The 23,874-nt window shown below is 33.0% G+C and carries 21 protein-coding genes; 8 read left to right on the forward strand and 13 right to left on the reverse strand.

The annotated features are described in order from the left end of the window. Positions 1-84: 84 nt before the first annotated feature. From dgt to C4S35_RS04510, 6 genes are all read right to left on the reverse strand, one after another. Positions 85-1,428: a dGTP triphosphohydrolase gene (gene dgt, locus C4S35_RS04480; RefSeq protein WP_103999106.1), complete on the reverse strand. Its 1,344-nt coding sequence runs from the start codon at positions 1,426-1,428 to the stop codon at positions 85-87. Between the two features lie 104 nt (positions 1,429-1,532). Next, positions 1,533-2,009, reverse strand: a complete 477-nt coding sequence (locus C4S35_RS04485; protein WP_103999022.1) for an RDD family protein — start codon at positions 2,007-2,009, stop codon at positions 1,533-1,535. Positions 2,010-2,693: 684 nt separating this feature from the next. After that, positions 2,694-5,108, reverse strand: a complete 2,415-nt coding sequence (locus C4S35_RS04495) for a ribonucleoside-diphosphate reductase subunit alpha (protein WP_103999024.1) — start codon at positions 5,106-5,108, stop codon at positions 2,694-2,696. 246 nt (positions 5,109-5,354) lie between these two features. Further along, entirely contained in the window at positions 5,355-5,636 is a 282-nt protein-coding gene (locus C4S35_RS04500) for a hypothetical protein (protein ID WP_103999025.1), read from the reverse strand. A gap of 11 nt (positions 5,637-5,647) precedes the next feature. Next, positions 5,648-6,625 (reverse strand): ribonucleotide-diphosphate reductase subunit beta, encoded by a 978-nt coding sequence (locus C4S35_RS04505; protein ID WP_103999107.1) that lies wholly within the window; start codon positions 6,623-6,625, stop codon positions 5,648-5,650. A gap of 264 nt (positions 6,626-6,889) precedes the next feature. Then, positions 6,890-7,456: a DUF3109 family protein gene (locus C4S35_RS04510; RefSeq protein WP_073204693.1), complete on the reverse strand. Its 567-nt coding sequence runs from the start codon at positions 7,454-7,456 to the stop codon at positions 6,890-6,892. Between the two features lie 255 nt (positions 7,457-7,711). Between C4S35_RS04510 and C4S35_RS04515 the strand changes: the two genes are divergently transcribed. From C4S35_RS04515 to C4S35_RS04525, 3 genes are all read left to right on the forward strand, one after another. Beyond that, a complete protein-coding gene (locus C4S35_RS04515) occupies positions 7,712-8,290 on the forward strand; it encodes a MarC family protein (protein WP_103999026.1) in 579 nt (192 codons plus the stop codon). Between the two features lie 118 nt (positions 8,291-8,408). Continuing rightward, on the forward strand, positions 8,409-8,612 hold the full coding sequence (locus C4S35_RS04520) for a hypothetical protein (protein WP_103999027.1): 204 nt from the start codon (positions 8,409-8,411) through the stop codon (positions 8,610-8,612). A gap of 1 nt (position 8,613) precedes the next feature. Beyond that, positions 8,614-9,219, forward strand: coding sequence for an FAD-dependent oxidoreductase (locus tag C4S35_RS04525; RefSeq protein WP_103999108.1), 606 nt, complete (start codon positions 8,614-8,616; stop codon positions 9,217-9,219). Positions 9,220-9,447: 228 nt separating this feature from the next. Here the strand turns inward: C4S35_RS04525 and C4S35_RS04530 are convergent, their stop codons facing one another. The 3 genes from C4S35_RS04530 to C4S35_RS04540 form a co-directional block, all read right to left on the reverse strand. Then, on the reverse strand, positions 9,448-11,022 hold the full coding sequence (locus C4S35_RS04530; protein ID WP_103999028.1) for a S41 family peptidase: 1,575 nt from the start codon (positions 11,020-11,022) through the stop codon (positions 9,448-9,450). A 238-nt stretch (positions 11,023-11,260) separates the two neighbouring features. Next, complete coding sequence (locus C4S35_RS04535; RefSeq protein WP_103999029.1) at positions 11,261-11,695, reverse strand: deoxycytidylate deaminase; 435 nt, start codon at positions 11,693-11,695, stop codon at positions 11,261-11,263. A 4-nt stretch (positions 11,696-11,699) separates the two neighbouring features. Then, the gene (locus C4S35_RS04540; protein WP_103999030.1) at positions 11,700-12,293 is read right to left on the reverse strand and encodes a HupE/UreJ family protein; all 594 of its coding nucleotides are present in this window, start codon (positions 12,291-12,293) and stop codon (positions 11,700-11,702) included. Between the two features lie 178 nt (positions 12,294-12,471). Here C4S35_RS04540 and C4S35_RS04545 point away from each other — a divergent pair, with 178 nt between their 5' ends. Further along, entirely contained in the window at positions 12,472-12,900 is a 429-nt protein-coding gene (locus tag C4S35_RS04545) for a tellurite resistance TerB family protein (protein ID WP_103999031.1), read from the forward strand. A gap of 47 nt (positions 12,901-12,947) precedes the next feature. On the opposite strand, the gene fbp is transcribed toward C4S35_RS04545, so the two are convergent. Further along, a complete protein-coding gene (gene fbp, locus C4S35_RS04550) occupies positions 12,948-13,967 on the reverse strand; it encodes a class 1 fructose-bisphosphatase (protein ID WP_103999032.1) in 1,020 nt (339 codons plus the stop codon). A gap of 252 nt (positions 13,968-14,219) precedes the next feature. Here fbp and C4S35_RS04555 point away from each other — a divergent pair, with 252 nt between their 5' ends. From C4S35_RS04555 to C4S35_RS04570, 4 genes are all read left to right on the forward strand, one after another. Beyond that, complete coding sequence (locus C4S35_RS04555) at positions 14,220-14,726, forward strand: GNAT family N-acetyltransferase (protein WP_103999033.1); 507 nt, start codon at positions 14,220-14,222, stop codon at positions 14,724-14,726. A 27-nt stretch (positions 14,727-14,753) separates the two neighbouring features. After that, entirely contained in the window at positions 14,754-16,007 is a 1,254-nt protein-coding gene (locus tag C4S35_RS04560) for an aspartate kinase (protein WP_103999034.1), read from the forward strand. A 165-nt stretch (positions 16,008-16,172) separates the two neighbouring features. After that, on the forward strand, positions 16,173-19,601 hold the full coding sequence (locus C4S35_RS04565; RefSeq protein WP_103999035.1) for a hypothetical protein: 3,429 nt from the start codon (positions 16,173-16,175) through the stop codon (positions 19,599-19,601). A gap of 564 nt (positions 19,602-20,165) precedes the next feature. Next, positions 20,166-21,236: a glycosyltransferase family protein gene (locus C4S35_RS04570; protein WP_103999036.1), complete on the forward strand. Its 1,071-nt coding sequence runs from the start codon at positions 20,166-20,168 to the stop codon at positions 21,234-21,236. Between the two features lie 122 nt (positions 21,237-21,358). Here the strand turns inward: C4S35_RS04570 and phoU are convergent, their stop codons facing one another. The 3 genes from phoU to pstA form a co-directional block, all read right to left on the reverse strand. Then, a complete protein-coding gene (gene phoU, locus C4S35_RS04575) occupies positions 21,359-22,036 on the reverse strand; it encodes a phosphate signaling complex protein PhoU (protein WP_103999037.1) in 678 nt (225 codons plus the stop codon). A gap of 85 nt (positions 22,037-22,121) precedes the next feature. Beyond that, positions 22,122-22,880, reverse strand: a complete 759-nt coding sequence (gene pstB / locus C4S35_RS04580; RefSeq protein ID WP_103999038.1) for a phosphate ABC transporter ATP-binding protein PstB — start codon at positions 22,878-22,880, stop codon at positions 22,122-22,124. Positions 22,881-22,928: 48 nt separating this feature from the next. Then, positions 22,929-23,873, reverse strand: coding sequence for a phosphate ABC transporter permease PstA (gene pstA, locus C4S35_RS04585; RefSeq protein ID WP_103999039.1), 945 nt, complete (start codon positions 23,871-23,873; stop codon positions 22,929-22,931). Between the last annotated feature and the right edge of the window lies 1 nt (position 23,874).

A 23,874-nucleotide genomic window follows, 5' to 3' on the forward strand; every position in this document is an offset into this window, starting at 1 on the left:
GTTAAATTCAAACAGGGTTAATTAGTGCCACAAACATAATTGTTTTTATTTGATTTAACAATTAACCATTTAAGTGTTCGTAATTTAACTTTTGACTGCGGTAATTGTTTTATAAAATAACAAAGCATTACCATCGGTAAGTAACGAAATAAAATGACAAATATGTAACAAGCGACTGTACAGGTTTTCTTTTTCCAAATGATGCTTTTCTGGCAACATTTTTAAAATTAAAGTATCATAATTAGATGCATTCCCATCGAATTTATTGTTGAACGCAGTGAGGAACTTTTCCAACAACGTTTGAATAATCTGATAACCCACAATTTCTTTCTCAATCACTTCTCTACTTTGGTAAATATTATTAACACTAATCTTGATAATATCATCCATTTGTGCTTTATACTTACTTTTATCCATGATCGCAAAAGGAAATTTACCTTCCAGAATTAATGTTTCATTTTCGATAAAAACTTTTACTGCGTCATTAATTAAGCTTCCTATTGCCAAAGCTCGCAAATAGCTTATTCGGTCTTCTTTGGTGGTAAGCGTTTTATATTTGGAAGTGTCTATGCTGTCTTTTACCAATTTTATCAAATATTCTAAAGCAAAATCTTCAGAAACTAATCCTAAGTTTATTCCGTCTTCAAAATCAATAATCGTATAGCAAATATCATCAGCCGCCTCCACTAAATAAGCCAAAGGATGTCGTTCGAAACCTATATTCTCTCCCGATTTATTTGGAATCAACCCCATCTCAGAAGCTACATCCTGAAAAAAGACTTTGTCGGTTTGAAAGAAACCATATTTCTTATCCGCAATATTTTGCGTCGGCTTTTTTGGTAAACTTTCTTTTGGGTATTTAGTAAATGCACCCAATGTTGCATATGAAAGTCGAATTCCTCCTTCTACTCCTGGTCTTGAACTGTTTAAAACTGAAAAACCATTAGCATTTCCTTCAAAATCAATTAAATCCTGCCATTCTTTAGCAGTAAGCTGATTTTTATATTTTTGTCCGTTTCCAATGGAGAAATATTCTCCAATCGCTTTTTCGCCAGAATGACCAAAAGGCGGATTGCCAATATCGTGCGCCAAGGATGCCGCGGCAACAATTGCCCCAAAATCATTCATGTGGTAGCCATGAACTTCTTTCAGATGCGGGTATTTTTCAATTATTTTTTTACCAACCAATCGTCCTAGAGAACGCCCCACAACCGAAACTTCTAAACTATGCGTTAATCTGGTGTGAACAAAATCAGTTTTTGATAACGGAATAACCTGCGTTTTATCCTGCAAACTTCTAAAAGCCGCCGAGAAGATAATACGATCGTAATCCACCTCAAAACCCAAACGAGTATCGTCTTGTTCTACACGCAATCTTTTGCCTTTGTCGCCTTGTCGTTTCAGTGATAAAAGTTGTTCCCAGTTCATCATTTTATTTTTGGTATTTAAAAGGAGCGAATATAAAGAAAAGGATGTGTTTAAAAACAAAAAAGCAGTCTAAAATGACCGCTATTTTTATCTTTTCTATTTCTTTATTCCTCAGAAAACATTTTCTTTTTCTCAAGAAATTCGTGTTTTTTCACCACATAAGTAACTGATAATGTATCATGCCATCCTCTATTAGCAGTTAAAAAAGAAAAAGGCTCAAAAGGAATTAATCTAGAAAGTGTTCTAATCATTACACTTTTCATGTTGGGTCTTGAACCGTCATGCTTTACAACCATTGTTTTCATGAAATACTTCCCGAAGGTTCTGGAAAAGTACATTTCAGTAATTAAATAATAAAAAAACAAGGTAACAAGTCCGAAAAAGAAACTTTCAACTACGCTTAATGATGTAACCCAGTTCGATGCCCCATAACTGTTTGTTGTATCTGCAATTATATTAATGGTAGCGACAATACTTATTGCTATAATATAAATAATCAATAAGTCGATAAGTAGATTCAGGAGACGCTGGCTTTTGGAAGCTAATAAATCATCTGTAACAGTAAATTTTTTATTATCCATGGTAGTAATTTAAAAAGGATTGTTTTTGATGGGAATTATCTCAAATATAGTGAATTATTTACAAATTCAAACTATTATCTCTTGATGTTTTAGCCCCGATTAAAGTGGAAATCCTTTTTATTCACCTTTTTTTGGTGAAGAAAAAGATTGCAACGAAAAGCGGGAAATAGCTCTAAAAAAAAACAGCTATCATTACAATAACTGTTTTTAAATTTAAATACTTTTTTTAATTCGAATTTTAAAACAACTTCCGTCTGTTTTACAAATTCTTCTTCCATTCCTTGTTGTTATACATTTTCTAAAAATGTAGTAAAAATCATTGTTTGATGGATTTTCCATTTTACTTGTTTTGTTAACAACTCTATAATCCATTATGACATAAGAGTTGTAGATTAATAATATCAACATTGATATTATCTTAAAAAATAATTTTGGAAAGAAGATTCGAATTATATACTTTTGAAGTATATAAAAAGAAGGTGAGGCAACCTCATTATCTTTATAACTTAATTTTTTAAAAGCTTGCTGGCCGTTTTAATTTTACGTTTTCCAAAATAGGGATATCACAGATGTCCCTTTTTTTATGCGTATTATTTTTTTTCTTTACCTCAGCGATCGATTTAAAGTTAGTATTCTTATAAAAGGCCTCCATTAAGAGGCCTTTATCATTTTATATTCATTTAATTAACTACCACACATTTCACATTCGTCAGGCCCTGCATTTTTAGATAATTCAAGCATAGCTCTGTATTCATCCGAAGTCATTTCTACTGCTTCAGCAACTGCAGGAACAGCGATTGATTGCTCTTTAATTTCGATTGGCTCTGCTTTTTTATCATTGTTTAATGTAAATTTAATCGCATCCACCGCAGCTTTTGTTCTTAAATAGTACATTCCCGTTTTCAATCCAGATTGCCAAGCATAGAAATGCATTGATGTCAATTTTGAATAATTGGCGTTTTGCATGAATAAGTTCAACGATTGCGATTGATCCACAAAATAACCACGTTGACGAGACATATCGATAATGTCTTTCATAGACATTTCCCAAACTGTTTTGTACAATTCTTTCAAGTCTTGCGGAATATTCAGGTCTTGAACTGAACCGTTATTTCGCATTAATTCTTGTTTCAATGTTTCGTTCCACAAACCGCGCTCCACTAAATCGTGTAACAAATGTTTGTTTACCACAATAAATTCTCCCGAAAGTACTCTTCTGGTGTAAATATTAGAAGTATAGGGCTCGAATGCTTCGTTGTTACCCAAAATTTGTGACGTCGAAGCTGTTGGCATTGGCGCCACTAACAACGAGTTTCTCACTCCGTGTTCCATCACTTCTTTTCGTAATGAAGCCCAGTCCCAACGACCAGATAATTCCTCATCTTTCATTCCCCACAAATTGTATTGGAATTCTCCTTGAGAAATTGGCGAACCTTCAAAAGTGGAATAAGGACCTTCTTCTTTCGCCATTTCCATCGATGCTGTTACCGCAGCAAAGTATAATGTTTCAAAAATTTCCTGATTCAGTTTTTTAGCTTCGTCGCTCGTAAACGGCAAACGCAACATAATAAAAGCATCGGCTAAACCTTGTACTCCAAGACCAATTGGTCGGTGGCGTTTATTCGAATTTTCTCCTTCAATTACCGGATAATAATTTCTGTCGATTACTTTATTCAAGTTTCTGGTTACGCGTTTTGTAACGGTATACATCAATTCATGGTCAAACTTCCCATTGGCAACAAACATTGGCAAGGAAAGAGAAGCCAGGTTACAAACTGCAATTTCATCTTTGGATGTAAATTCCATAATCTCGGTACACAAATTCGAAGAACGAATCGTACCCAGATTTTTCTGGTTTGATTTTCTATTAACTGCATCTTTATACAACATGTAAGGAGTTCCAGTCTCTATTTGCGATTCCAGAATTTTCTCCCACAGTTCATGTGCTTTGATGGTTTTCCTACCTTTTCCACGTTTCTCGTAATCAATGTACATGGCTTCAAATTCTTCGCCATAAACATCGTACAGTCCCGGACATTCATTAGGACACATCAATGTCCAATAACTGTCTTCCTGTACTCTTTTCATGAACAAATCAGACGTCCACATCGCAAAAAACAAATCTCTGGCACGCATTTCCTCTTTTCCGGTGTTCTTTTTCAAGTCCAAAAATTCAAAAATATCCGCATGCCAGGTTTCGATGTATATTGCAAAACTTCCCTTGCGTTTTCCACCACCTTGATCTACATAACGAGCTGTATCATTAAAAACACGCAACATCGGAACAATTCCATTTGACGTTCCATTAGTCCCACGAATATAAGAACCCGTCGCTCTCACATTGTGAATAGAAAGCCCAACACCACCTGCTGACTGCGAGATTTTAGCGGTTTGTTTCAACGTGTCATAAATCCCGTCAATACTATCATCTTGCATCGCAAGAAGGAAACAAGAAGACATCTGAGGTTTTGGAGTTCCTGCATTGAATAATGTAGGCGTTGCATGGGTAAAGAATTTTTTCGACATTAAGTCGTATGTCTCAATCACTGAATCTAAATCATCTAAGTGAATCCCAACCGAAACACGCATCAACATGTGTTGCGGACGCTCCACTATTTTGCCGTTTATTTTAAGTAAATATGATCTTTCCAAGGTTTTAAACCCAAAATAATCATAATTAAAATCTCTATTGTATATCACATGGGAATCTAAAAATTCAGCATTTTTCATAATCACCTGATGAACTTCTTCAGATAACAAAGGTGCATCTTGTCCATTTCTCGGGTTTACATAATGAAACATATCGTTCATTGTTTCCGAAAATGATTTTTTAGTATTGGAATGCAAATTCGAAATTGCAATTCTCGCTGCCAATTGTGCATAATCAGGATGCGCAATAGTCATTGAAGCCGCAGTTTCGGCTGCTAAATTATCTAATTCTGACGTAGAAACTCCATCATAAAGCCCTTCAATTACTCGCATTGCTACTTTCACGGCATCAACCAAATCATTTAAACCATAACATAGTTTTTTAATTCTATCTGTGATTTTGTCGAACATTACCGGCTCTTTGTGCCCGTCTCTTTTTACTACGTACATACTTTTGTTTGTTTTTTAAAACAGAAAATCCCTTCGCTGTTTTTCGTTATTTGTAATTTATGCTGAACTTGTTTCAGCATCTTTTTTTGGAGCTGTTTCCAGCTATCCATTGCAATCTTTCTAGTCCTGAACTTGTTTCAGGATCCTGAAACAAGTTCAGGACTAGAAAGGATTTCCATTACTATCTGGGCTAATATGAATTAGTTGTTTTGTTTTTATGAAATTTAGCTAACAATCAAAATTAAATTATTGTTTATCGAAAGTGTATATTGTAAAAAAATCATAATCATTGCTTTTAAAACAACGCAATTCTCCTAAAACAGCTCCGTTACTAATGACATCATGAATCGTGTAATTACATAAATATTTATTATTTAAATCTACATCTAATGACTCTCTAATTAAATTAAACTGTATGTTTTTATCATTGTTTAATTCACATAACTTTAACTTAGCTTTCCCAACCTCTTCATAATAATATTTATCATCAAAATTCGAAAAACATTCTATGTTTTCAATATGTTTCATAATAGTTAAAATCAAAAATCAGCGTCAAAAGATATTTTCTGAGCATCCTCATCCGTATTCATAACACCCGCTTTTTGATATTCGGCTACTTTCTTTTCAAAGAAGTTTGTTTTTCCTTGAAGGGAAATCATGTCCATAAAATCAAAAGGGTTTGAAGTGTTGTATTCTCGTTCACAACCTAATTCAACCAATAATCTATCAGCAACAAATTCTAAATATTGCGTCATCAATACAGCATTCATTCCTATCAAACTCACGGGAAGTGACTCGGTGATAAATTCTCTTTCGATATTTAAAGCATCTACAATAATGCTTCTAATTCTTTCTTTTGGCACTTTGTTCACCAAGTGGTGGTTGTGTAAATGCACGGCAAAATCACAGTGAACTCCTTCGTCACGAGAAATCAATTCATTAGAAAACGTCAATCCTGGCATTAATCCACGTTTTTTCAACCAATAAATCGAACAAAATGCTCCCGAAAAGAAAATTCCTTCCACTGCTGCAAAAGCAATCAATCGCTCCGCAAATGAATCCGATTCAATCCATTTCAAAGCCCAATCCGCTTTTTTCTTAATTGCAGGAAAAACTTCTAAAGCATTGAACAATTCATCTTTCTCCACTTCATCTTTTACATACGTATCAATCAATAACGAATAGGTTTCGCTATGAATGTTTTCCATCATAATTTGAAAACCGTAAAAGAATTTTGCTTCTGCATATTGCACTTCGTTCACAAAATTTTCAGCCAGATTTTCATTTACGATTCCATCTGAAGCAGCAAAAAATGCCAAAATGTGTTTAACAAAATAACGCTCATCTTCCGAAAGTTTGTTATTCCAGTCATTTAAATCTTGAGACAAATCAATTTCTTCAGCAGTCCAGAAACTGGCTTCCATACTTTTATAAAATTCCCAAATATCATGGTGTTTGATTGGAAAAATTACGAAACGATTTTTATTTTCTTGTAAAATTGGTTCAACTTGTGCCATTATAAATGTGTGTTTTTTTTTAGATTTCACCGAAATTTTATGCTTTCTGTAGAATACAAAGGTTGTAAAATATTGCGACTAATAAAAGCCAAACTTATTCACAATCGGCTTTAGTTTTTAACAAATGAGAAAAATCGAAATATTTTTCGTGTCTTTTTCAAATAGCTGAATATTAGCGTATTGAAAAATAAAAAAGCGCGTAAAGTACTGTAAAATATAGGATTATAAAAATAAAAAACAAGGATTATTTTAATTATTTTTAAATTATTTTTTCATGTCGAGAGCCACTTTTTCAAGCTCTGCATACCAGTCTTCGCCAAATTTCCTAACTAATGCTTCCTTGACAAATTTATATACTGGCACCTCAAGTTCCTGACCTAAAGAACAGGCTGGGTCGCAAATATCCCACTTGTCATAATTGACAGCGGCAAACTCGGTAAAGTCTTTTACTCGAATTGGGTACAGATGACAGGAAACAGGTTTTTTCCAGTCAATTATTCCTTGATTGTAGGCTTGTTCGATACCGCAAAGGGCCGTTTTACCATCAAAAATAACATAAGCACAATCTTTATTATCAATCAAGGGTGTTTCAAGATCCCCATCAGTACCATTTACCCAAGTCCCTTGCGCTTCGATAGCGGCAATTCCCTGTTTACGTAAAAACGGCTTAACCTTAGGATAGATTTCCTCCAAAATTTTTGTTTCCTCAAGACTCAACGGAGCTCCGGCGTCGCCATCTACACAACAGGCTCCTTTACAAGCTGACAAATTGCAAACAAAATCTTTTCCTAATATGTCTTCTGAGACTATTGTTTTTCCTAATTGAAACATTATTTTGTGGTACTGTGATTATAAAATGCAAAGGTAGTCAAAGTATATGGTAATTTTTTAGTTAAAACCCAACTTTAACCTTCTATCAAAATCGAATCTGTCATCGATAAAATCAGATTCACAGCGACTACAACACCTAAACAAATCGGATAAAACATTGTTTTATATTAGTTTAAAAAAGCTTCAAAATACAGCAATACCTTTGTATTTTAACTGATAATTTGCCAAAAAGTTTAACTTTACAATCAAAAAAATATGATAGGATTCGATATTAGAGAAATTGTAACCGTGAGTATGGTCCTTTTTGCAGTAATTGATATTATTGGTACTATCCCCATTATCATCGATTTACGATCAAAATTTGGACATATCGAATCAGAAAAAGCAACATTAGCTTCAGGAGCCATTATGATTGTCTTTCTTTTTATAGGGGAGGAATTTTTAAATTTAATTGGAATCGATGTTAATTCATTTGCCGTTGCCGGATCTTTTGTTTTATTTTTTTTAGCATTAGAAATGATATTAGGAATTCGGTTGTATCGTGATGAAGCTGCCAGTTCTGCATCAATAGTCCCAATAGCGTTCCCACTTGTTGCTGGCGCCGGGACAATGACTACTTTATTATCCTTGAAAGCAGAATTTCAAACTATTAATATTGTCATTGCCATAATTCTGAATATCATACTCGTATACATTGTTTTGAAATCATCTGCAAGAATCGAAAAGTTGTTAGGTGAGAACGGACTTGGAGTCATTAGAAAGACTTTTGGAGTAGTTCTTCTTGCCATCGCTGTTAAATTATTCGCTGCGAATGTTAAAGGTTTGTTTGTGTAGAATAAATTTTCATAAATTTACCCCATAACGCAACAATGTATAAAAATATTTGATTTTTATTAAAATTAATTTTTAATTAAATAATCTTAAATTTTTCATTAAAAAACAAAAAAATATCATGAAAATCTTCACTAACATACTCGTGTTTTTAGCCTTAGCTTTAATCATATTTAATGTTACTTTACTTGATTTTAGCCATCCTTTTCAAGGTAATAGTCTATATGCTATTATAGGTGTTGCAGCTTCTTTATGTGCCGTCTTAATTCTTCTAATCTTTAGAATGTCTAAAAAAATTGAAGAAAAAATGAATGGTAAATTCTAACATGTTTGACATTTTAATTGTTGGGGGTGGAGTATCTGGAATGTCATGTTCGCTTGTTTTAGGATCAGCCAAAAACAAACTCTTTGCCTTTGATAAAAAAATTGGCGTTTTTATCCATCAAAAAACATCCTCTCTTCAAGAAGCTCTTTTTAATAATGCTTATGGAATAACTCCAGACACTTTAGGATCCGATTTACTGGAGGAGAGCATTCAACATCTTTCCAAAACGTATCCTCATGTCGCACAAATTCCAAATGAAAAAGTGTTGAAAATCGAGGGAACTTTTCCGGATTTTATAGTTACTACAAATAAGAACAGCTATAAAACAAAGACTATTGTTATAGGTATTAGTTCGGCAAATACTTTTGCGATTGAAGGTTTGATGCAATACATCGAACCACACCAAAAATCACTTCCAGAAAAACAAAGAATTCAGCTGAAAAACAGTGACCATAAAGTTGCAGAAGGAATTTATGTTGTGGGAACTTTAGCTGGCTGGAGAAGCCAACTTGCCATTGCTGCCGGAAGCGGTGCTGCTGTTGCTACCGATATTCTTACTTTATGGAATGGCGGTGTGCAAACTCATTCTCACGATAGCATTAGATAAAACGTTTGCGTTTAATGTAAAATTTTTAGTTACCTATCAGCTCTAAACTATTAATTATTTCAAAAATAGATTCTTCATTTAATTCAACCTTCTTTAGAATAGATTTGATTCCTTCAATATTTTTTTGCTTCAGACAATTGTCAAAATCATTCATAAGACCTCCAACATATAATCATTAACTAACTGTCATTCCAGAAAATTTATTTTCCATACTGTAAAATGTATTGATTATTTTTTTTCGAAAACTGCTTTAATCATCGCATCTTCTTTCAATACAATTTCATAATAATACTTTTCACCATATAATTGTCGCGCAAACTCAGCGACAAGGTATCGTTTTACCAAGGACTTGCTTTTTCCAAATTTCAAATCCAATCCATTCTGGAAAATATACTTCTGAAAAGAATTAAAATACAAATCGGTCGCATTCATTTTAGTTATGAATTGTTGAAAAGCCAATCCTTTGAATGCATTTCTATTTTTATCTAATTGTTCAAAAACAAAATGACCAACAATACCAGATTGCAATAAATAAGGCGTGCTTTCACTGCCGTGTTCCACTTCAAGCGGCACAAAAACATCAGGAACAATTCCACCGCCACCATATACAATTTTACCTTTTTTAGTTTTAAACTTTAAAGTGTCCGAAACTTTTATACTGTCTTTATTGTACAATTCACCGTTTTCAAATCTTTCGTCCGATTCTTTAAAATAAGCTTCATTCCCTTTAGAATATGGTTTTTGAATCGAGCGACCAGTTGGTGTGTAGTATCTTGCAATGGTCAAACGAACTGCCGAACCATCATCAAAATCCATTTCACGTTGTACCAATCCTTTACCAAAAGAACGTCGGCCAACAATAGTCCCTCTGTCATTATCCTGAATGGCTCCTGCTAAGATTTCACTGGCAGACGCGCTATTTTCATTGATTAATACAAATACATTTCCACTTTCAAAACTTCCCCTTTCTGTTGCAAATGTTTTGTCAATATTACCTTTTTTGTTCTTCGTAAAAACAATCAATTGGTTGTCTTTCAGTAATTCATCGGCAATAGCGATAGCTTCTTCCATATAACCTCCACCATTATCACGAACATCTATAATCAATGATTTTGCACCTTGCCGTTTCAAGTCTAAAAGACCGGCTTTGAATTCACTGTAAGTAGTTTCAGCAAATCGATTTATTTTTATATAACCGGTATTGTTTTTTAAAAGCATCGTTACATCAACACTTTTAATTGGAATAACATCTCGTTTTACTTTTAATTTTATTTTTTTACCTTCCGATTTTCTGTAAACGGTAAGTTCTATTTCGGAACCTACCGAACCTTTTAATTTAGCAAACAAACTATCATTAGGCAATTTTCGTCCGTATAATTTTGTTTTATTAACATACAAAATCCGATCTCCCGCTTTTATGCCAGCTTTTGCCGAAGGGCCATTTTCCAACGGTTTTATTATGGCAACGGAATCATTGTACATATAGAAATTTACGCCAATTCCAACAAAATCTCCTTTCATGTTTTCAACAACTTCCGCTTGTTCACTTGGTGGAATATATACGGAATGCGGATCCAATTTGGCCAGAATATTGTCCACGGTAAGATTTACAATAGAATCCGTATTTACATTATCTACATATTCATTATCAATAAAATCAATAAGTTTATTCAACTTATTTTTAGAATTATTTTTTATCAAAAACTGATTTTGGTTGGGAAAATTTAATGCACCGCCCAGAACAACTCCTAGAGCAAGAGTCACACCAATAAGAATAGGCAGATATTTATTATCGAATTTCATTTAAGCTAGATTGTCAATTAATGGAATTAAGCACACTTATATTTTATCAAATTACGCTTTAAAAACCATAAAATTAAACAATAGAACATCTCCAATTTCATTTATTATCTAATAATTAACACCAAAAACAAACTTTACATCACATGAGAAATATAAGATGATTTAAATTGGGTTGACAATGATTCTAAGGTGTTCGTATATTTCTTAAATGGATAACCCATTTAATGTTTTATCAATTTTATTGTTCTTCTAATATTGAAATATGCTCTACTTCTACTCCGGCTTTAATCAAAAACTGAATTCCTGATTCATCACGATATCCATTATGATAAACCACTCTTTTTATCCCAGATTGGTGAATTAATTTACTGCATTCTTTACAAGGCGAAAGTGTAATATATAGTGTCGCTCCTTCACAAGATTGTGTCGATCTTGCTACTTTCAGAATAGCATTTGCTTCAGCATGTAAAACATCCCAGCGCGTTAAGCCTTCAGCATCTTCACAACAATTTTCAAAACCAGATGGAGTTCCATTATATCCGTCAGAGATTATCATTCGGTCTCTTACAATGATTGCACCTACCTGTTTTCTTTTGCAATAGGATAAAAGTCCCCATTCCGTAGCAATTCTTAGATAGGCTTTATCGTACTTATTTAATTTTATCGTTTCCATTTTTTTATCTAATCCAAATTTTACTTTCTACAATCATTGGTAAAACTACTCCTATTATAAAAGCGGACATAACCAAAGTCCAGTCTCTTTTCGAAAATCTAAAAATAGTTTGTACAATATAAGATAGAACCAAAACTACAAAAACCACTACAATTTGAGCTGCTTCAATTCCTAATGCAAATTCCCCTAAAGGTATTAATTTCGAGCTAGGACTTCCTCCTAGGATTGATTTGAAATAATTTGCAAAACCCAAACCATGAATTATTCCGAAGAAAAGCGTGATAAAAAACACCAGATTTATGCTCTCTTTTTTACTTGATTTCCCTGCAGTAAAAAGATTAAAAACTGCCGTTATTAAAATGGTTATGGGAATTAATAACTCTACCACATTTGCTTTGATGGCAATTATTCCAAATATGGATAATAACAAAGCCAGCGTGTGACCTATTGTAAACATTGACACTAACAGTACTATTTGTTTCCAATCCTTGAAAGAGAAAGGTACGGCTAAAGCTATTAAAAACAAAACATGATCGTAAGCATGAATATCCAAAACATGTTTTAATCCTATTTGAAAATAAATCCAAAATTCTGACATAGGTAAATAATTTGATTGAGATTGGGGTTGTAAACTTACGATTAATTTTGAAAATGATTGATTTGAGGAAATAAATCATCCCTTAAAAAGTTAAATTCCATAAAAGAAAATTAATAAGAAAATTAAAATCAATAAATTTAAAAATAGATTTATCTTTGTCAAATAAAAAATTATAATTATGTCATTTTCAGATTTATTTGATAGCGAATTCAAACAAAGAAATAAAGGTCACTTTTCAGCTATTGTTCGTGTGGCACTTGCCGATGGAAAATTTGCTCCAGAAGAAAAAGCGTTTTTAGATAAACTAGCTTTAAGACTAGAAATTTCTCCGATAGAATATGCAGAAATTTTAGAAAACCCATTAAAATATCCGATCAATCCTCCGTATTTACAAGAGCAAAGAGTGGAGCGTTTGTTTGATTTAGCACGAATGGTTCATGTAGATCATCATTTAGGAGACACACAAGATCTGTTGCTAAGAAAAATCGGATTGGCATTAGGTTTTACCCCTGAAAATGTAGACTACATTATTGAGAAAGCAATGATATTGGTGGATGAAAAAGTAGATTTAGACATTTTTGTTTCAGAAATGATGAAACATTCATAAATAAAAAAAGCTTCCGCCATGGCGGAAGCTTTTTTATATTTCTTGCTTTAGTACTTGCTTAATTTTGCTTTTTGCATAAATTCTTCTGCTTTTTCTACCATATTATAACTTCCGCAGAAAAAAGGAACCCGCTGATGCAATTCCGTTGGTAATATTTCCATTATACTTCCAAAACCATCCGAAGCTTTTCCACCCGCTTGCTCCACAATAAAGGCCATTGGATTACATTCGTACAACAAACGTAATTTCCCCTTTACAGCTTTAGAACTTGTTGGATAAATATATATTCCGCCTTTTATCATATTTCTATGGATATCAGAAACTAAACTTCCTATATAACGAGAAGTATACGGTCTATCCTCTTCTTCAAGCTGACAATACTTAATATAATCTTTTACACCTTGCGGAAAGTGAACATAATTTCCTTCATTGATTGAATAGATATTTCCATCTTTAGAAAACTGCATGTTTGGATGAGATAAATAAAATGTTCCAATTGCAGGGTTTAAGGTAAACCCATTTACTCCACATCCTGTAGTGTAAACCAGCATGGTCGATGTTCCATAAATTACATATCCCGCTGCTACTTGATTGATTCCCGGTTGTAAAAAATCTTCGATTGTAACCGGAGCACCTATTGGAGTGATCCTTCTATAAACGGAAAATATTGTTCCCACAGAGACATTTACATCAATATTTGATGAGCCGTCAAGCGGATCCATTAAAACTACATATTTATTATTGTGGCTTTTGTCGCTTCCTTCAACAGTGATGAAGTCATCATTTTCTTCTGAAGCGATGCCACATACAATTTCTCTATTTATTAAAGTTTGGATAAAAACTTCATTGGCATATACGTCCAGTTTCTGTTGATCTTCCCCTTGAATATTTTGTTCTCCGGCAGCACCAATTATATCGACCAATCCAGCTTTGTTTACTTTATAGTTGACCACCTTAGCAGCCAGACGGATTGAATTGATAATTCGTGATAATTCACCTGACGAATATTGAAAAGCATTTTGGTTTTCGATGATAAACTCACCTAATGTTTTGTTGCGTTCTTCCATTACGAAATCGTTGTAGTTATTTTGAAGTCACAAATATCGGTTTTTTTGTGAAAATGATTTCAATAATAGTTACTTAGTTTGCCACTATTGTATATTTGCTTTAAAAATTGCCGGATTTTAAGCTAAATAGCTTTATTTTGATCAATTGAAAACATTAAAAATAAAAATTTATGAAATGAGCATTATAGGCGTTTAATACAAACAACTATCAAACCATGCAAATTCCATATTCCAATAAAAAATAATCTACCTATGAATATTAGAAAAGGAACACCCGAAGACATGCCTGCCGTTTTGGGTCTTATTAAAGAATTAGCCGAATTCGAAAAAGAGCCAGATGCTGTTCTGGTAACTGTCGCTGATTTAGTCCGCGATGGTTTTGGCACAACTCCTTTATTTCATGTTTTTGTAGCCGAACTAGATGACGACCCGAGCGATAGCGCACAGGCGAAGCAAATCGTAGGTATCGCTTTGTATTATTATCGTTATTCTACTTGGAAAGGAAAAATAATACATCTAGAAGATTTAGTGGTAAAAGATAAGATGAGGGGCACAGGATTAGGCTACGCTTTGTATTCAGAAATTATCAAACAAGGCAAGAGAGACAATGTTCGAAGAATTGACTGGCATGTTCTGGACTGGAACACTCCTGCTATCGAATTTTATGAAAAATCAGGGGCAAAAGTGCTAAAAAATTGGTATTTGGCACAAATGGATGAAGAAGCTATCAACTATTTTGTAGATAATAGATTAAAATAAAATTACAAATTTTTTGTTTAAAAAAATATGAGAGTATTCAAGTTTGGTGGTGCTTCTGTTAAAGATGCCGAAGGAATTAAAAATGTTTATGACGTTTTACAAAAAGTAGGTTACGAAGACGTATTGTTGGTGGTCTCTGCCATGGGGAAAACTACAAATGCACTGGAAGTGGTTATTAAAAATTATTTCGAAAAATCAGCTGAATTAAATTCTTCGGTTCAAGAAGTAAAAAAATACCACAATCAAATCTTAATGGATTTGTTTGAAGATGAAAAAAATGTAGTTTTCAGTGCTGTAAATATCCAATTTTCTGATTTAGAATATTTTTTGGCTCATAATAAATCTCCAAATTATAATTTTGTTTACGACCAAATTGTAAGTTATGGTGAATTAATTTCAACCACTATTCTAAGCCATTTCATGAATTTTATGGGAATAAAAACACAATGGCTGGATGTGCGTAATTTTATAAAAACTGATGCTAACTATAGAGATGCGGAAGTGGACTGGGAATTGACACAAAAAAATATTGCCAAAAACGTAAAAAGAAAAATTTTGAATATTACTCAAGGATTCTTGGGTTCTGACGCAAATAATTTCACCACCACATTGGGTCGCGAAGGTTCTGATTATACCGCAGCTATTTTTGCCTATTGTTTAAATGCCGAAAGTGTAACCATCTGGAAAGATGTTCCCGGAGTTATGAATGCTGATCCTAGATATTTTGAAAATGCAAGTTTGCTTAATCAAATTTCATATCGTGAAGCCATCGAATTAGCTTTTTATGGCGCCACCGTTATTCACCCAAAAACTTTACAACCTTTACAAAAAAAGGAAATTTCTTTGTATGTGAAATCGTTTATTAATCCTTTGCTACCGGGAACCCGCGTTGCCAAAGGTGCTGATTTAGAACCTTATTTGCCTTGTTTTATTGTCAAAAGAAACCAGCTCTTGATTTCGCTTTCCTCAATAGATTTCTCTTTTATTATGGAAGAAAATATTAGCGAGATTTTTGCTTTATTTCACCAATTTAAAATCAAGGTAAACTTAATTCAGAATTCTGCCATTAGTTTTTCTGTTTGTGTGGAAGATAAATTTAGCAACTTCACAGACTTAAACGCGATTTTATCCAAAAAATTCAAAGTCGAATTTAACGAAAATGTTACTTTATACACGATTAGACATTTTAATGATAATGCAGCACAAACTGTTGAAAAAAATAAAATTGTTTTGTTAAAACAAGTGAGTCGAGAAACGATGCAAGTAATTACCAAAGAATAAGTTATATTGTTCTAACCCAAAAAATGGAAGTCCCACTGCGGCTTCCTTTTTTTATTTATATCCCACCCGAAAAATCACTTTTTGGCTTTTAAAAATCAAAAAAATAACAACCGCCGATTTAACAATTATATATACTACTTTTGATACTTTCGAGCTATTGTATTTATGTTGAAAAAATTACTTTTCTGGCTGGTCATCGGTTGTTTTTCTGGACTGCAAGCCCAGGAAACCAATTCATTATACAAAACCAAAAAATTACTTGCTTCACGCGATACAATCCATCTCGAAAGTGGAGGCCTAAATTCTAATTTTTTTAAAGTGCTTGACTCCACTGGCAAATCAATTGACACTTCATTTTACAAAGTAAACTTTCAAAAAGCCACCTTATTTCTTAACGAAAATTATCCGGCTCCTTCTGATTCCATAACGATTAACTATCTCAAACTACCTGAAATTCTGACTAAAGAATATCGTATTTACGATCCAAGCCGGGTGGTGAGTAACGAAGCCACTTCAGGAAAATTATATAAAATTGAACCGGAAGCGGAGAAAAAAAACGTCCCTTTTGACGGATTAAATACTTCCGGAAGTATTACTCGTGGAGTAACTATTGGCAACAATCAAAATACCGTTTTAAATTCAAATTTAGATTTACAAATAACAGGAAAAATATCCGAAAAAGTAAGCCTAAGAGCTTCCCTACAGGACAGCAACATCCCTTTACAAGATGGTGGCTATTCCCAAAAATTAGATCAATTCGACAATGTATTCATGGAATTATTTAGCGACAAATGGAATATAAGAGCCGGGGATATTTTTCTTGAAAATAAAAAAACACAGTTCCTAAATTTCAATAAAAAAGTGCAAGGTCTGGCAACCAGTTTCGACTTTGGAACAGAAGGCAGCAAAACCAATGTTTTTGCATCTGCGGCACTTGTGAAGGGACAATATGCCAAAAGTAATTTTACAGGACAAGAAGGGAACCAAGGTCCTTATAAATTAAAAGGACAAAATGGTGAATTATATGTTCTTGTGATTTCCGGTTCAGAGCGGGTTTATGTAAATGGAATTTTACTGAAAAGAGGAGAAAACAATGATTACACCATTGATTATAATGCAGGCGAAATCATATTTACTGCTCTTTTTACTATTACTTCCGAAATGCGGATTACGATAGAATACCAATATTCGGATAGAAATTATACGCGATTTGTTACTTATACCGGTGCCACTCATGAAAATGAAAAGTGGAGCTTTGGCAGTTATTTATACTCCGAAAATGATTTGAGAAACCAACCTTTACAACAAAATCTCTCTAAGGAGCAAGCTCAAATATTAGTAAATTCCGGAGACAATCCCGATTTGATGGTTTCACCTTCTGCTTATTCAGACACGTATTCAGAAAACAAAGTGTTGTACAAAAAAACCATTTTCAAAACTAAAGAAATCTTCGAATATTCAAATAATCCTCAAGACGAACTATTCAATGTTCGATTTAGTTTTGTAGGAGCAAATAAGGGGAATTATATCCTGACAAATTCAGCCGCAAATGGTAGAATTTATGAATATATTGAGCCCAATGGAGTTCCGCAAGGAAATTACGAGCCCGTAATTCAATTAATAGCTCCAACGAAAATCCAAATCGCCACCTTCTTAGGAAAATTCAAACCCACAGAAAAAACAGCTGTCGATTTTGAAATAGGAATTAGTAACAATGACCAGAATTTGTTCTCTTCTTTAGATGACAACAATAACAAAGGTCTTGTAGGAAAAATAAATGCAAAACAACGGTTGATTTCAAAAAAATGGAACGTTGATGCTTTTGCCAATTATCAATTTGTACAGAAAAATTTCAGGTCCGTTGAACGTCTTTATACCATTGAATTCGACAGAGATTGGAATCTGGGAGCTACCGTAATTGGCAATCAAAGTTTTTTGGTTTCAGGATTAAATTTTATTTTAAATGAAAATCCGGAAAATCAAAATAGAGGATTGCTAACCTACCAATTTGAAAAACTTGACTTTTCTGAAAGTTTTTCTGGTAGCAGACATATTCTAAATGGGTTATTACGTTTGAAAAATTGGACGGTTCAAAACCAAGGAAGTTTCCTAAAAAGTGACGGAGTAGTCTCTTCATCCAAATTCATTAGAAACCAAACACAAACTCGTTATCATTTTAATAAAAACTGGATTGGAAACAGTTTGCGATTGGAGGACAATCAAGAAAAAAATAAAACAACAAATCAATTTTCGGCTGTAAGCCAAAGATTTACAGAATACAGCTTTTTTACAGGTCGTGGGGACAGCACTAAAGTTTTCGTTGAATTAGGCTATTTAAACCGAAAAAATGACAGTTTGCAAAATGGATTATTGCAAAGAGTAAATAATTCGCAAACCTACTTTTTGAAGTCTAAATTGATCCAAACCAACAAAAGTGATTTGTCCATTTATATAAATTACAGAAACTTAAATTTTATTGATGCCGCTAAAAAAAGAGAGTCTTCATTGAATTCCAGAATAATATATTCCGACCGTTTTTTTAACCAATTAATTCAAAGTACAACCGTCTATGAAACCATATCGGGAAGCATTCCACAACAAGAATTTACTTATCTGGAGGTTCCCGCAGGTCAGGGAGTATATACTTGGAATGATTATAATGCTAATGGAATCCAGGAATTGCAAGAGTTTGAAATTGCGCCATTTATAGATCAGGCTAAATATATTAGAATTTTTCTGCCGAACCGAATCTATATAAAAACGCACCAAAATAAGTTTTCCCAATCTGTTACGCTAAACCCAAATCAGTGGCAAAACGAATTTGGATTAAAAAAATTGCTATCTTATTTTTACAACCAAACGGCATTTATAATTGACCGAAAAACAAAAAGCGAAGGCAATAATTTCGAATTAAATCCTTTTAGTTCCTCGGATGAAAATGTCTTAGGATTGAATTCCAGTTTCAGAAATAGTTTGTATTATAATCGGGGTAAACAAAATCACTCCATTACCTATTCTTACTTGCAAAATCAAACAAAAAATTTATTATCGATAGGTTTTCAAGAAGCCAAAAACAGCTCACATCAATTACAATACACACATTTATACAAGAAAAGCTGGTTGTTCAATTTTTTTGCAAAGACCATTCAAACATCAATTGCTTCCGAAAATTTTCCTGAAAAAAATTATGTGTTATGTGGATATCAGTTGGCTCCAAAAATCAGTTATCTATTCTCTAAAAACACCAGCTGGGATCTGTTTTATGAATTACAAAATAAAGAAAACCGAATTCAAAATTTAGAAACATTATTACAAAATCGTTTGGGAACTTCCTTCTCTTATGCCAGTAATAAAAAAGTTACGCTAAATGGAGAAATATCGTTCTATCAAAATAAATTTACAGGAAATGAATTTTCTTCAGTTGGTTTTCAAATGTTGGAAGGACTGCAAACTGGACAAAACTTGACGTGGAGATTTCTGGTGCAGAAAAACTTAACTCAATTTTTAGATGTAAATCTAAATTACCAAGGCCGAAAAAGTGAATCAACTCAAACTATTCACACAGGAAGTATTCAGTTAAGAGCTTATTTTTAGCTATTTAGCTTAATTATAGAGATGAAAATTATTAAATTTATTGAAAATCAGGCTTCATAATTCTAACTTTAAAAACAATAGGTCATGAAAAAATTATTGTTCTGCTGTTTTGTCTTTATTTTATCTGAAAACTTTTACGGATAAGAAACTTTTGCGTTATAGCAAAAAATGAAAGATAAAACGGAGAAAATAGCGAAAGATAAGGCTACAGCAAAAGCAAAAGAAGCAAAAGAAGCAAAAGAAGCAAAAGAAGCAAAAAGACAAAGCTGAGAAGACAAAAAGCGATGTGAAGAATAATACCTGTCTAAGAGGGGGAAAATATTATATCAATTCAAACGGAAACAAAACCTATATTCAAGAATAAGTTCATCTTAAAAACACTAGAAAAGAGGCTGTCATTTATTGATAGTCTCTTTCTAATTATTACAAAAATGCATGTATATTAGCCTATAAGTAACAAAAATTAATTAGATAACTTAATAGTTTGGTAATGCTTTGCAAATACAAACAAACTTCTAGTTTATGTATCTTTCACCACACTAAAACTAATTGATATCTCTACCAATGGATTTTAATTCATACAGCAAGACTATTCTGATTGCACCGTTAAATTGGGGTTTGGGACATGCCACAAGATGTATTCCAATTATAAAGGCTTTACAAGAAAATAACTATATTCCCATAATCGCTTCTGATGGTATTGCACTTGAAATTTTGCGAAAAGAATTCCCTTATTTACAATTCCTCGAACTCCCATCTTACCAAATAGAATATTCCAAAAATGGAAAAAATTTTAAATGGAAATTATTAAAAAATTTTCCAAAAATGATGGAAGCGATTTGGAACGAGAAAAAATTGACCAAAGAATGGATTAGAAGATATGATATTGATGGCATTATATCTGATAATCGTTTAGGTGTTTTTAGCAAAAAAATACCTACTGTGTTTATAACACACCAATTGAATGTGTTGACGGGGAATACCACTTGGGTAACCAGTAAACTACATCAATATATAATAAAAAGAAACACTGTGTGTTGGGTACCTGACTTTGACGGAACATCGAATTTGACCGGTAAATTGGGTCATCTGGAGAAAAATAAGTTAAATATTAAATATATTGGCCCTTTGAGCCGTTTGCACAAAAAAAAAACAGAGATAAAATATGATTTAATGATTATTCTGTCAGGACCTGAACCGCAAAGAGGATTATTGGAAGAAAAGTTAAAAGTAGAAATTTTGCGATATCAAGGTAAAGTGATTTTTATTAAAGGAATTGTAGAAAAAATTCAGAAGAACGAGAAAATAGGAAATGTTACCTATTTCAATTTTATGAATACGCGCCAACTCGAACAAGTTTTTAATGAAAGTGAATTGGTATTGTGTAGATCAGGTTATACCACAATTATGGACTTGGTGAAACTCGGTAAAAAAGCGTTTTTTATTCCTACTCCAGGTCAATATGAACAACAGTATTTAGCCAAAAAATTAAAAGAAGAAGGATTAGTTCCTTATGCGGAACAAGAGGATTTTAAAATAGAACATTTGTTTGAAATAGAACAGTACAAAGGGCTTCCGCAAATAGAAACAGTATTGAATTGGCAGTCATTATTTCAGGTTTTTGAAGCGATTTAATGTGCTTAAATCACTCCATTTGTTACCCTAAACAAAAAACACACTAATACTACCTTCAACGTAAGTAATTAGTGTGTTTTTTTAAACTGCAGTTCTATTAAATAACGTTCATTGGTAAACAACTAGCTATCTAATTTCTTGTCACCAAACTTTTCGTGTTTGATTATTTTAGCATTGATCATAAAATAAACATATTCAGCAATATTAGTACAATGCTCAGAAATACGTTCTAAATGTTTTAAAACAATAATCAGATTTGTTCCTGAAACAACTGCCTTAGAATTAATCTTCATTTCATTGATAATATTGTGAATCGCATCCTCACAATCATTTTTGATCGTATTGTTTAAAATAAAGATTTCCCCAATACAATTTTCACTGCGAGTCAAGAAACATTCATTGGTTTTTAAAGTAACAATCTCTACTTGTCTGGCAAGATCTGCAATGCTAAACTTGACAATTAGATCGTGCTTATCTTTTATATTTTTGGCTTTTTTGATAATACTAACTGCCAAATCTCCAATACGTTCTATTTCATTACTTATTTGCATTGCCGACATAATAAAGCGTAAATCAGACGCTACGGGCTGTTGCAAAGCGAAAATACTTTGACAAATTTCATCGATTTTTACATCTAGTTTGTCAATTTTGTTTTCTGTTTTTTTTACTTCTTTTCCTTCTGAAACAGGTTCCGACAGTAACGCTTTAACGGCTTCGCCTACTTGATTTTCTGCCAAAACGCCAATCTTTTCAATTATATTTTTAAGTTTTTCTAATTCTATTTCAAAATGTGACGCCATGTTTTTTTTTAATTTAAGTTTAAATTTTAAAGTTTAAGAGTTTAGACCCAGCGATTAAACAATTAAATATAATACAATTAAACAATTATCCAAATCTACCAGTGATATAATCTTCAGTTTGCTTTCGTTCTGGTTTTGTAAATATAGCATTAGTTTTGCCCATTTCTATCAACTCACCCAGGTAAAAGAAACCGGTATAATCACTTGTTCTTGCCGCTTGTTGCATGTTGTGGGTTACAATAATTATGGTATACTGCTCCTTTAATTCATGGACTAATTCCTCAATTTTTGAAGTAGAAATCGGATCCAGTGCACTGGCTGGTTCGTCCATCAAAATAATGTCCGGGCTTACTGCCAATGTTCTCGCAATGCACAAACGTTGTTGTTGTCCACCAGAAAGTCCCAAAGCTGAATCATCAAGTCTGTCTTTAATTTCTTCCCAAATAGCTGCTTTTCGTAATGAAGTTTCTACGATTTCGTCTAATTCAGTTTTATTTTTTATTCCGTTTATTTTTGGACCATAAGCAATGTTCTCATAAATAGATTTTGGAAATGGATTTGATTTTTGAAAAACCATTCCAATTTTTTTTCTAATATTAACAACATCGACATTTTTGTCATAGATATCAACTCCTTCAACTAGCATTTCACCAGTAATTTTTACCTCAGGAATAAGGTCATTCATTCTATTGATACATCTAAGAAAAGTAGATTTCCCACAACCGGATGGTCCAATCAAAGCAGTTACTTTATTGGCAGGGATTTGCATCGAAATCTCCTTTAATGCCTTTTTTTCGCCATAGTATAATGATAAATCATTAACCTGTATTTTTATATCTTTCATGTGTGTTTATGTTATATCTAAAGTAAAATTTATTAGTCAGATTTCAAATTATTTCGCTCTTCTTCTGATTCTGGATCTAATAATTACTGCTACTAAGTTTAGTGATAAGGTAAGGATTAACAATACCAAAGTTGTAGCAAACTGAATTGGCATTGTTTTTTCGACATCAGAAGATTGAGTTGCCATGATATAAATATGGTATCCCAAATTCATAAATTGATCGCTCAACGAAGCTGGTAAAGTGGCTAAATAATAAGCCGCTCCTGTAAATAAAATAGGAGCCACTTCACCGGCACCTCTACTCACAGCCAAAATTGTCCCGGTCATAATCCCGGAAATAGATCCCGGAAGCACTACATTTTTTATAGTTTGCCACTTTGTTGCACCTAAAGCTAAACTTGCCTCACGCAACTCTCGAGGAATTGTTTTCAGTGCTTCTTCAACAGAAACAATAATTACAGGTAAAGTTAGTAATGCCATGGTAAGGCTTGCCCAAAGAATATTAGGCTGTCCCCAATGCAATTGACCTGCATTAAATGTTTTATCGATTCCACCACCTACAAACTGAATAAAAAATCCAAGTCCAAATAAACCAAAAATAATCGAAGGCACAACTGCTAATGTTCGAATTGAGAATCGAATTGCAGCTGCAATTTTTGAATTTTCTTTAGCGTATTCTGTTAAATAAATAGCGGTAATAGTTCCAAAAGGAACTGCTGCGATTGACATCACAATAACCAATATAAAAGTACCAATTAAAGCAGGAAATATTCCTCCTTCGGTCATTCCATTTGTTGGAAATGAACTGATAAATTCCCATGAAAATTTTTCGCGTCCTTCATAAATAATTATTCCTAAAATAATAAAAAGAACGGCTATAATCAAAAGTACCGCAACCTGAGTAATCCCAATAATAAATTTTCCTTTTACATCTACACCCTTTTTTTTGTTTGAAAAAAAATGGTTTTCTGTTTCCTTGATAGCTGTATTCATG

It is taken from the genome of Flavobacterium urumqiense, assembly GCF_900108015.1.
Taxonomy (GTDB): domain Bacteria; phylum Bacteroidota; class Bacteroidia; order Flavobacteriales; family Flavobacteriaceae; genus Flavobacterium; species Flavobacterium urumqiense.